We start from the raw sequence: 9751 nt of genomic DNA on the forward strand, positions 1-9751 counted from the left end.
TTTTTTAGGACCGTCCTCGCCGCCATGCTCGCTGCCCTCGCTAAGTCCAGGCGCTATAAGGGAAAACGCCGTCGGCGGTGGAACTGTGCGTCAAGGTTACGGTTTCCTGGCCAATACTACGATTCGGAATCCGGGCTGCATTACAACTACTTCCGGGATTATGATCCCTCAACAGGGCGTTACGTTGAGAGTGATCCCGTCGGGCTTGTTGGGGGAATGTCGACATTCGGTTACGTCAAAGGTAATCCGCTGACAGGTACAGATCCATTTGGCCTCTTCCGATTTGGCCCAAGTTGTTCATCAGAACAGCGTGCCCAAATAGTGCAGGCGATGATCGATGTGCTCCTTGATCTCGCGAAGCAATGTGCAGCTGGGATGATCGACGGCTGTCAAACCTGTAAGGGGTGCAAGTATTACCAGGAGATTCTGCGCTATTTCACGGAAACAGTCGTCTACCAGTGCCGGGGTACTAACCAATGTGGGCAGTCACTCACGAACGGACTAACCGCACTCAACCCGTCCCTAACCATGGTGCCCAACCCGAAGTGCGGCTGCTTGAAGGCCACCGTGTTCCACGAGGCGATGCACAACATGGGTCCGGAGTACGCCGGAGCTGGTCAAGAAGCTGAGAATCGTGTGGACGACGTGGAGAGGAGCTGCTTCACATGCGGCAAATGATTGTTGCTAAGTGCTTGCTTTGTTGGGGTCTGATGGCCCACTGCTCGTCGGGGCTGGCCCGTCTTCCGCCAGTTAATCTGGATGAAATCGTTGCATCTTCGGATTTCATCTTCGTTGGGACCGTTCACCGCCGAGGGACAGAGCCGCTTTTGGCGACCGGCTTCAGTCATTTGGGTCGACTTGAGCTCAATGTAGATCGAGTCATCTGCGGTGTGTTTGCGGCCGAAGAGTGGCCGGAAGGTAGGCTGCAAACTCTGTTCGACTTGAATCCAATCGAGCGGCCGAGTTTCGAACAAGGTACACGTTATGTGTTCTTCGCCAGGACGGACCACAATGGGGTTCAGCTGGCACCGTCATTTCTTGGCGCTGCAGCCCTCGATTCGGAAGGGATGGTTGGATTGAGGCAGGTGGACGATGTTGGTCGATCTTTGCCGCTTGACTCGCTAGTCGAGAGAATAGATTGCGAGCGTGCTATCGGAAAGTCAGTCTTGTTCCGCTGAAACACGGTAAGGCGGGTCAACATAGCCCGCGTAGGGCGGGTTCTTAACCCGCCACTGCCTAACGCTCACTTCCCCCGCAACGCCCGGTCTCGCCGGGCGTTGCCGTTCCAGCCTCAGCGTTTCCCCTTGGCCTTCTTATCCTCCGGCGCCACAAAGCCGATCGGCCGTTTCGGTGGCTCCGGCGGCGTCATCAATTCGCGCAAGGCATCGAACACCTGCTTCAACTGCACGCGGGTATTGCGGCTGAATCCGTCATGCTTGATCGCCAACGCCTCGGTTTTCTGTTCGAGGTCGGCCAGCCGCTTGGCGAGATCGGCATGGGTAGCGGCCAATTCCCGCACCCGCACAAAGGTGCGCATGATCTCGATGTTCACCGCGATCGCGCGCGGACTGTTGAGCACCGAGGACAGCATCGCCACACCTTGTTCGGTAAAGGCATACGGCGCGGTGCGGCGACCGCCGTGGCCGGCACTTGAGATCACAGATTGTGATCTCAAGTCGGCGAACTCCTCGGCGCTGAGCTGGAACATGAAGTCGTCGGGGAAGCGTTTCAGCTGGCGCTTGACTGCCTGCACCAGCACCCGGGTTTCGACGCCATAAAGCTGGGCCAGATCGGCATCGAGCATGACCCGGTGCTCACGCAACAGCAGGATTCGACTTTGGATCAGCGGCTGGAGTGGCTGCGTGCGCCCTGTACTCATCACCGCGCCGCCTCAGCCCGCGTAGGGCGGGTCTTTGACCCGCCGCTTTGTGATCTCGGTGGGCCGTGGCCCGCGTAATCGTTGTGTTGTGTCTGCTCTGATGCGAAGAATTTTGGCCGTGTCGTGTGTTCCCTTGGCGGGTCAAGACCCGCCCTACACCCGCCGCTAACGCTCACTTCCACCACAACGCCCGGCTTTGTCGGGCGTTGTCGTTACTGCAGCAGAAACTCATCCGGCTCAACGCCGGCCTGTTTGAGCCCGCGTAGGGCGGGTCTTTGATCCGCCGCTTTGTGATCGCGGTTGGCCGTGGCCCGCGTAATCGTTGTGTTGTGTCTGCTCTGATGCGAAGAATTTGGGCCGTGTCGTGTGTTCCCTTGGCGGGTCAAGACCCGCCCTACACCCACCGCTAACGCTCACTTCCAGGGGCAAACCTGGACATATATGGACGCCTCCCCCGGGTCAAGCCGATCTGATTCACCGATTCGGTGCTCGGACAAATATTCGGCGTCTTGGTGGGGAGCTGACGTCGTCCCCGCGCCGTGATGAGCTTCGATCCTGCTGGCCCAAACACCCACACGTGCTCAAGGCACTTGTCCAGGAACGGGCTCAGCCCGCGTAGGGCGGGTCTCGACCCGCCGCCTTTCTAACGCCAACTTCCACCAACACCGCCCGGCCTCGCCGGGCGTTGCCGTTCCAGCCTCAGCGTTTCCCCTTGGCCTTCTTATCCTCCGGCGCCACAAAGCCGATTGGCCGCTTCGGTGGCTCCGGCGGCGTCATCAATTCGCGCAAGGCGTCGAACACTTGCTTCAACTGCACGCGGGTATTGCGGCTGAATCCCTCATGCTTAATCGCCAACGCCTCGGTTTTCTGTTCGAGATCGGCCAGCCGCTTGGCCAGGTCGGCGTGGGTAGCGGCGAGTTCGCGCAGACGCACAAAGGCGCGCACCACATACACCGACACCTCAATGGCGCGTGGGCTATTGAGCAAGGTCGCTGCCATCAGCGCGCCGTGCTCGGTGAACACACGCGGCAGGTAGCGCCGACCGCCGCGACCGGGGTTTGAGGTCGCAGATTGCGACCTCAAAGCGGCGAACTCGTCCTCGGTCAGCACGAACATGAAGTCGTCGGGAAATTTCGCCAGATTGCGTTTGACCGCTTCGTTGAAACGCTTGGTCGGCACGTCGTAAAGCGTGGCGAGATCGGCGTCCACGATTACCCGCTGACCGCGCAGGGAAATAATGCGCTGGGTGATCGACTCCAGCGGCAGCAAGGCAGCGGGCAGGCTCATCGATGGCTGCTCTGCGGTGCGCGTTTGCCGGTGGATCGCTTGGCTTTGCTCGGTGCCGGTGTTGTCCGCGTGCTCGGCTCGCGGTGCGCTGCGCTGGTCGTGCTGCGCATCAGGAGGCGCTTAGCCTGGTGTTTGAGGATCAAGCCCTCGAGCAATCCCAAGGCAAGCTGCCGGTCTTCCTCGTCGAACTGTTTGATTGCCTCGAACTGCATCCGCAGTTGATCGTCAGGACCGCGCTCCTCCTCGTCAAAAAGCAGCAGGTCTGCGCTAACGGACAAGCCGATGGCCAGCTTTTTCATGACCTCCAGAGTGGGCATCGTCTGGCCTGCCTCATAACCCGTAAGGCGGGTGTCGTCGTCTCGGCCCGCCGCTAACGCTAACTTCCACCAAACGCCCGGCCATCGCCGGGCATTTGGTGTAGCCCGCGTAGGGCGGGTTCTTAACCCGCCACTGCCTAACGCTCACTTCCCCCACAACGCCCGGCCTCGCCGGGCGTTGTCGCAGCAGCTACCCAATCAACTGCGCGATGGTGTGCCGCACGGCGCGTTGATCGTCATCGGCGAGCTGGCCGAGCGGCTTGCGCACCAAGCCGGCCTCGACGGTGAAAATAATCGGTTTGACCACACCGGGCATGAGCAGACCGGCGGTTTTTGTGTCGCTGACCGGCACATCGCCAAAGCGGGTCGATCCCGGGTTCTGGCTGGTGATCGGCATCAGGATCAAATCGGGCCGCTCACGCTGATAACGATCAGAGCTGACGACGACCGCGGGGCGTTGTTTCTTGCCGGTCTGATCGGTGAACGGAAACGGCACCAACACCACGTCGCCGAAGCTATAGCTGGTCATAGGCGGCATCGACGTCGTTGTTCCAGAGTCGAGCGAGGCTGGTTTCGCTGGCGGTTTGCGCGGCACGCACCAACGTGCGCTCGTGTTCACGCTCGGCGATAAAGTCGACAAAGTCGACCACCTCGGCGATGCGTTCTGGCGGCAGCTGGGCGAGTTTTTCGGCGAGATGGTCGATGGCGGTGCTCATTGAGTCTCCGAGTTCATAGCGATCGTCGTAGCTTGTCAGCGACGTAGGAATAGCCGGTCGCCATGGCAAAGATCATTGCAAGGTAGCCACTGATCACGATAGCGCGAGGGTCACCGATGTTGTCGAGCAACGCCTGGTCCCATCCGTGCGGTAGTTCGCGAAACAAGCTGTAAAGTTTGGCCGCAAAAGCCGTGCAAATCACCATCAGTCCAGCGCGCAGCGGCGTGCGAATAGACGTCGGCCAGTTAATCAACTGCTTGCGAAGAAAACCAAGAAACAAGCCAATTGAGAGCAACAGTGCGTTCCATTGTTTGCGCATTGTCTTTTCCTCCCGGCGCTGTTGATGTCGCTGGCAGCGACGTAGCCGCGTGCCTGCCTGTGACCGCTAGCCGCTGACCCGTGCGGTATAGCGCTTGGCGTCGTGCATCAGCAATACCCCGTCGATCAAGGTCTGGACCGCCTCGCGCTCTTTAGCGCTGAGCTTACCGACGGCCTCGAACTGCAGGCGTAACCGCTCATCTTTGGGCCCGCGTTCGTTGTCCTCGAACAGCAACGCGTCGGCGCTGACGTTTAGCGCTAGAACGATCCGCTGGAAGACCTCAATCGTCGGCTGTGAGTTGCCTGACTCGTAGCGCTTGTACTGCGAGACATGGACGCCTGCCTGATCGGCCATCAGCTGCTGGGTAAGGCCGCGCTCCTTACGGATCTCGGCAAGTCGCTTGGGGAAGTGCATAAACAATTGGGCGAGCATGGGATGGGTCATGACGGTACCCCCAGGGTGACAAGTAGCGACTGAGAAAGGACTATAGTAGAGTCGCCTAAAGTTCTCAATCTGCTACTTGACGGGTTTTTGCCCGAGGAGTCCCGAATGGCCCGTATCCCCGATGCCGAGATCGACCGCCTGCGTAACTCGGTGAATCTGGTTCGCCTGATCGAGGCCGATGGCCACACCCTCAAGCGCACCGGCAAGGACTGGGCCTGTGCCTGTCCGTTCCATGACGGCGATAACGAGCCCTCGTTGATCGTGAGCCCGGATAAGAACTTGTTTCACTGCTTTGCCTGTGGCGCGGCGGGCTCGCCGATCGATTGGCTGATGAAACGGCGGGGCCTGGCATTTCGGCGGGCGGTGGAGGTGTTGCGGGCCGAACTGGGGGAAACGGCGGGTGATGTGCCGAGTACCTCGGCACGCGTGATCGCGCCGTTGCCGGCGGACGCGGACGATGCGGCGCTGTTGGCCGAGGTGGTCGAGCTGTATCACCAAACGCTGCGCACCGACGCCGCCGTGCAGGCCTATCTGGCCAAGCGGGGGCTGGACCATCCCGAGGTGATCGACGTGTTCAAACTCGGCTATGCCAATCGCACATTGGCCTATCGCTTGCCGGAAAAGCAGCTCAAGGCGGGGGCCGCGGTGCGCGGTCAGCTGCAGCGGCTGGGCGTGTTGCGGGCCTCGGGGCATGAACACCTGGCCGGGTCGCTGGTGGTGCCGGTATTCGATGCGGCGGGGAATGTGGCCGAACTTTACGGCCGCAAGCTGTCGGATCAGCAGCGCGAAGGCACGCCCTTACACCTGTACCTGCCCGGCCCGCATCGGGGCGTATTCAACCTGACCGGCATTCGCGGCTCGAACGAGGTGATTTTGTGCGAAGCGCTGCTGGATGCGCTGACGTTTTGGTGTGCGGGCTATCGCCACGTCACCTCGGCGTTTGGGGTCGGCGGATTCACCGATGAGTTGCTGCAGGCGCTGATCGAGAACAGTACGCAGCGAGTGTTGATTGCGTATGACCGTGACGAGGCCGGCGAGCGGGCGGCCGAAGCATTGGCGCCGAAGCTGGCCGCGCAGGGCATCGCGGCCTATCGGGTGCAGTTCCCGAAGTCGCTCGACGCCAACGCTTACGCGCTGAAAGTCGGCCCAGCGGCGAAGAGCCTCGGCCTGGTGTTGCAACAGGCGGTGCCGATGGGGACTGCCAAAGCGTTGCCGGTGCATGTGGCGGTGGAACGGCCGGTGAAGGTGCAGGACGCCCCGGCGCCCGTGGCCGCGCCAGCGCTTGCGGAGGTTTCCCCTTTAGTCGCTGCTGTTGCGTTGCCTGCGCCGGTGGCTGAGGTGTTGGCGTCCTCCACGTCGCCGAGCCCAAGCGATGGCCCGGCGATTGAGGTCAGCGAGCAGCAAGCGGTGATTGTGCTGGGTGATCGGCGTTACCGCGTGCGTGGGCTGGCCAAGAACCTGTCGGCCGACACGCTCAAGGTCAACGTCCTCGCCGTACGTGGTGAGCAGATGCATATCGACACGCTGGACCTGTATGCGGCCAAGGCGCGGCAGGTGTTTGTGAAGCAGTCGGCCTCGGCGCTAGATACCGAGGAATCGGTGATCGAGCGCGACCTGGCCAAGCTGTTGCTGGCGCTGGAAGGTCTGCAGGAACAGGCAATTCGAGCGGCAGTGACCCCGAAGAAAGCCGAGGCATCGGTGTCTCCGGAGCAGCAGGACCGGGCGCTGGCCCTGCTGCGCGATCCGCGTTTGGTGGAACGGATTGTGAGCGATGTGGGTGCCATTGGCGTGGTCGGTGAGGATGCGAATGCGCTGGTCGGCTATCTCGCCTGTGTGTCGCGCAAGCTGGATAAGCCGCTGGCGATTCTTATTCAGAGCACCAGTGCGGCCGGCAAGTCGACGCTGATGGATGCGCTGTTGTCACTGATGCCGGAACACGAACGTGTTCATTACTCGGCGATGACCGGGCAGAGCCTGTTCTACCTCGGCGAGGGCGATCTGCGCCATTCCATTCTGGCTATCGCCGAAGAAGAAGGCGTGCGCCAGGCGGCCTATGCGCTGAAGCTGCTGCAATCGCAGGGTGAACTCACGATTGCCTCAACCGGCAAAGATCCGACGACGGGCAAGCTGGTGACGGAGGAATACCGGGTGGAAGGCCCCGTCATGCTGTTCCTCACCACTACCGCGATCGATCTCGACGAAGAGCTACTCAATCGCTGCCTGGTGCTGACGATCAACGAGACGCGCGAGCAGACCGAGGCGATTCATCGCCGGCAGCGCGAAGCGCGCACGCTGGCGGGACTGGTGGCGAGCAAGCAAGGCGCGGCGATTCGCGCATTGCACCAGGCGGCACAATCGCTGCTCAAGCCGCTGGCGGTGGTCAATCCGTATGCCGAGGCGTTGACGTTTCGCTCGGAATCGACGCGGATGCGGCGCGATCATGCCAAGTATTTGACCCTGATCGACGCGATTGCGTTTTTGCATCAGTACCAACGGCCGGTGAAGACGGCCACGGTCGCCGGTAAGGTGGTCGAGTATGTCGAGGTCACGCTGGACGATATTGCGCTGGCCAATCGCTTGGCGCATGAGGTGCTGGGGCGGTCGCTGGATGAATTGCCGCCACAGACGCGGCGCTTGCTCGGCATGATTGTGGCGATGGTTGGAGCGCGTTGCGCAGCGCAACGGATCGAGCGCCGCGATTTGCGATTCACGCGCGCCGACGTGCGCGCGGTCGCGGGATTGAGCGAGACGCAGCTACGGCTGCACCTGGAACGTTTGGTGGATCTCGATTACCTGCTGGTGCATCGCGGTCAGCGCGGCCAATCGTTTGTCTATGAGCTGCAATTCGATGGCACCGCAGAGGATGCCGTGCCACGTGTGATGGGACTGGTGGATGTCGACGTCCTGCGATCTACCGATACGACGCCAAGTTCGCGGGGTACAGCGGTGAGTTCGCGGGGGTCCGGGCCGGAGTTCGCGGGGTCATCGCGGCCCCATCGCGGTGGGTTCGCGGCCGGTTCGCGTGGCGAGGAAACGCCCCGCAACGCCACGCCTGATGCCGATATTTCCTCTTTAGCCGCTGCTGTTGAGGAAACCGCACTACCCGGGACGCCGCGACGAACCGCCACGCAACGTAAACCCAACGGCGCGCATCCGACCCCATGAGCGCCTGGCCAACCCTGCTACGGCAATTCCTCGATGCCAGTGCGGCCAAGGGGATGTCGCCGCTGACGATCACGACCCGTGAACGGGGGCTGCGGCGGTTTATCGCCTGGTGCGAGGAGCGCGAGTTGGCGCCGGAGCAGATCACCCTGCCGCTGCTGGAGCGCTACCAGCGCCATCTGCACCATGCGCGCAAGCGCGACGGGTCGCCGCTGTCGCTGGCGTTTCAGCAGCAGTTGCTGCTGCCATTGAACGCGCTGTTTCGCTGGCTGGTGCGCTCGGGTCAGTTGGCAGCGAATCCGGCGGCCGACCTCGAACTGCCACGGCTGCCGAAGCGCCTGCCGCGGCATTGGCTGAGCGTGGAGGAAATCGAGCAGCTGTTGCGGCATGTGGCTATTTACGGCGAGGTCGGCATCCGCGATCGGGCGATTATCGAAACGCTGTACAGCACCGGGCTGCGTCGAGGGGAATTGCTGGCGATGAAGCTCGATGCGGTGAACCACGCCGCCGGCATCGTGCGGGTGATCGAGGGCAAGGGCCGTAAGGATCGGGTGGTGCCGATTGGCGAGCGCGCGCTGGCCTGGCTGCTGAAATACCGCGACGAAGTGCGACCGCTGTGGGTGATACCGCCGGACGATCGCCGGCTATGGCTGCGCCCGGACGGCAAACCGCTGCGGCCCTCGCAGCTCACCGAGCGGATGAAAACCCTGCTTGCCGAGGCCGGCATCGACACGCCGGGCGCCTGTCACATCCTGCGCCATAGCATGGCGACCCATATGCTCGACCGCGGCGCCGACGTGCGCTACCTGCAGGCGATGCTGGGGCATGCGCAGTTATCGACGACCGCGATCTATACCCATGTCGCCATCGGTCAGCTCAAGGCAGTGCACGCGGCGACCCACCCGGCGGCCAGCCTGACGCGCAAGCCAAAGGCTAAGGACAGCGAGGACACCGACGATGGCGCCGCTTAACGCTGCGCGTTTAAGCGGACGCTCGGACACGGCATCGCCGAACCGAAGGCCGCGCTCCGACTCGAGGAGAGCGTATCGCCCTGTTACCGCCGTCACGGCGCTTGCAGGCGCCTGTGCCCTCCGCGGCATTCAGCCGCTGCGGGCTCCAGCGCAAAGAGCGCAAGCGCCGCGCCCGCTGCCTCTGGCCGTCCATGGCCATTTCCTCTTAGCCGCTTGCTCCGATTCAACCTCGCTCGGCTCCTGCCTCGCGGTAGTGCGTGCCGGCTACGCCCGCACGCCAAGCGTGGCCAGCAGGCGCCCGGCGTGTGCCTGGATCTCGCAGTGAATCTCAACGCTATCGCCAGCACACCCCGCACGCCTGCCGCTCCGAGCAGAGGAATCAGCCCCCATCCCCGTATCGCGCGGAAGCGCAACGCGCTGTCGATCTGCATTGGTACGCGCTCACGGGGCTCTCGGCGGCCATTCGACATAACGCGCAATTACGCGCCAACCTCCTGTGGTGGCGCGCGGCAGGCGGCGTCCTGCCGCCTGAGAGCCCCGCGCTCGCGTAATTCGTCGCTATGTCGCATGGCCGCCCCGTGCATCCCTGCACTCGCTGTGGTGGCCGCGCGTCCTGCGCGGCATCGGCCAGCTCCTGCACGCGCTCCGCGCGTCTG

The 9751-nt window shown here is 62.5% G+C and carries 11 protein-coding genes; 4 read left to right on the forward strand and 7 right to left on the reverse strand.

Translation table 11 applies throughout. The features are described from left to right. Together IFO71_RS22105 and IFO71_RS20805 are read left to right on the forward strand one after the other, a co-directional pair. A partial coding sequence (locus IFO71_RS22105; RefSeq protein ID WP_225444843.1) for an RHS repeat-associated core domain-containing protein occupies positions 1 to 678 on the forward strand: 678 nt, incomplete at its 5' end. Then, positions 666 to 1178 carry a hypothetical protein gene (locus IFO71_RS20805; RefSeq protein ID WP_192031611.1) on the forward strand — a complete coding sequence of 171 codons (513 nt, stop codon included), beginning with the start codon at positions 666 to 668 and terminating at the stop codon, positions 1176 to 1178. The genes IFO71_RS22105 and IFO71_RS20805, both read left to right, overlap by 13 nt. A gap of 113 nt (positions 1179 to 1291) precedes the next feature. Here the strand turns inward: IFO71_RS20805 and IFO71_RS20810 are convergent, their stop codons facing one another. From IFO71_RS20810 to IFO71_RS20840, 7 genes are all read right to left on the reverse strand, one after another. Next, positions 1292 to 1879, reverse strand: coding sequence for an ORF6N domain-containing protein (locus tag IFO71_RS20810; RefSeq protein ID WP_192031612.1), 588 nt, complete (start codon positions 1877 to 1879; stop codon positions 1292 to 1294). Positions 1880 to 2578: 699 nt separating this feature from the next. Further along, positions 2579 to 3166: an ORF6N domain-containing protein gene (locus IFO71_RS20815; RefSeq protein WP_192031613.1), complete on the reverse strand. Its 588-nt coding sequence runs from the start codon at positions 3164 to 3166 to the stop codon at positions 2579 to 2581. Continuing rightward, the gene (locus tag IFO71_RS20820) at positions 3163 to 3465 is read right to left on the reverse strand and encodes a hypothetical protein (RefSeq protein ID WP_192031614.1); all 303 of its coding nucleotides are present in this window, start codon (positions 3463 to 3465) and stop codon (positions 3163 to 3165) included. The genes IFO71_RS20815 and IFO71_RS20820 overlap by 4 nt, the downstream gene beginning before the upstream one ends. 208 nt (positions 3466 to 3673) lie before the next feature. Continuing rightward, positions 3674 to 3985, reverse strand: a complete 312-nt coding sequence (locus IFO71_RS20825; RefSeq protein ID WP_332309429.1) for a type II toxin-antitoxin system PemK/MazF family toxin — start codon at positions 3983 to 3985, stop codon at positions 3674 to 3676. Positions 3986 to 3998: 13 nt separating this feature from the next. Beyond that, positions 3999 to 4199, reverse strand: a complete 201-nt coding sequence (locus IFO71_RS20830) for a toxin-antitoxin system, antitoxin component, Xre family protein (RefSeq protein ID WP_192031616.1) — start codon at positions 4197 to 4199, stop codon at positions 3999 to 4001. A 13-nt stretch (positions 4200 to 4212) separates the two neighbouring features. Then, positions 4213 to 4518 carry a hypothetical protein gene (locus IFO71_RS20835; protein WP_192031617.1) on the reverse strand — a complete coding sequence of 102 codons (306 nt, stop codon included), beginning with the start codon at positions 4516 to 4518 and terminating at the stop codon, positions 4213 to 4215. 66 nt (positions 4519 to 4584) lie between these two features. Then, positions 4585 to 4962, reverse strand: coding sequence for a helix-turn-helix domain-containing protein (locus IFO71_RS20840; RefSeq protein ID WP_225444844.1), 378 nt, complete (start codon positions 4960 to 4962; stop codon positions 4585 to 4587). A 105-nt stretch (positions 4963 to 5067) separates the two neighbouring features. Here IFO71_RS20840 and IFO71_RS20845 point away from each other — a divergent pair, with 105 nt between their 5' ends. Together IFO71_RS20845 and xerC are read left to right on the forward strand one after the other, a co-directional pair. Beyond that, a complete protein-coding gene (locus IFO71_RS20845) occupies positions 5068 to 8127 on the forward strand; it encodes a CHC2 zinc finger domain-containing protein (protein ID WP_192031618.1) in 3060 nt (1019 codons plus the stop codon). Next, a complete protein-coding gene (gene xerC / locus IFO71_RS20850) occupies positions 8124 to 9095 on the forward strand; it encodes a site-specific tyrosine recombinase XerC (RefSeq protein ID WP_192031619.1) in 972 nt (323 codons plus the stop codon). The genes IFO71_RS20845 and xerC overlap by 4 nt, the downstream gene beginning before the upstream one ends. The last annotated feature ends 656 nt before the right edge of the window (positions 9096 to 9751 follow it).

Source organism: Pseudomarimonas arenosa (assembly GCF_014841215.1).
In the GTDB taxonomy this organism is placed as follows: Bacteria; Pseudomonadota; Gammaproteobacteria; order Xanthomonadales; family Xanthomonadaceae; genus Pseudomarimonas; species Pseudomarimonas arenosa.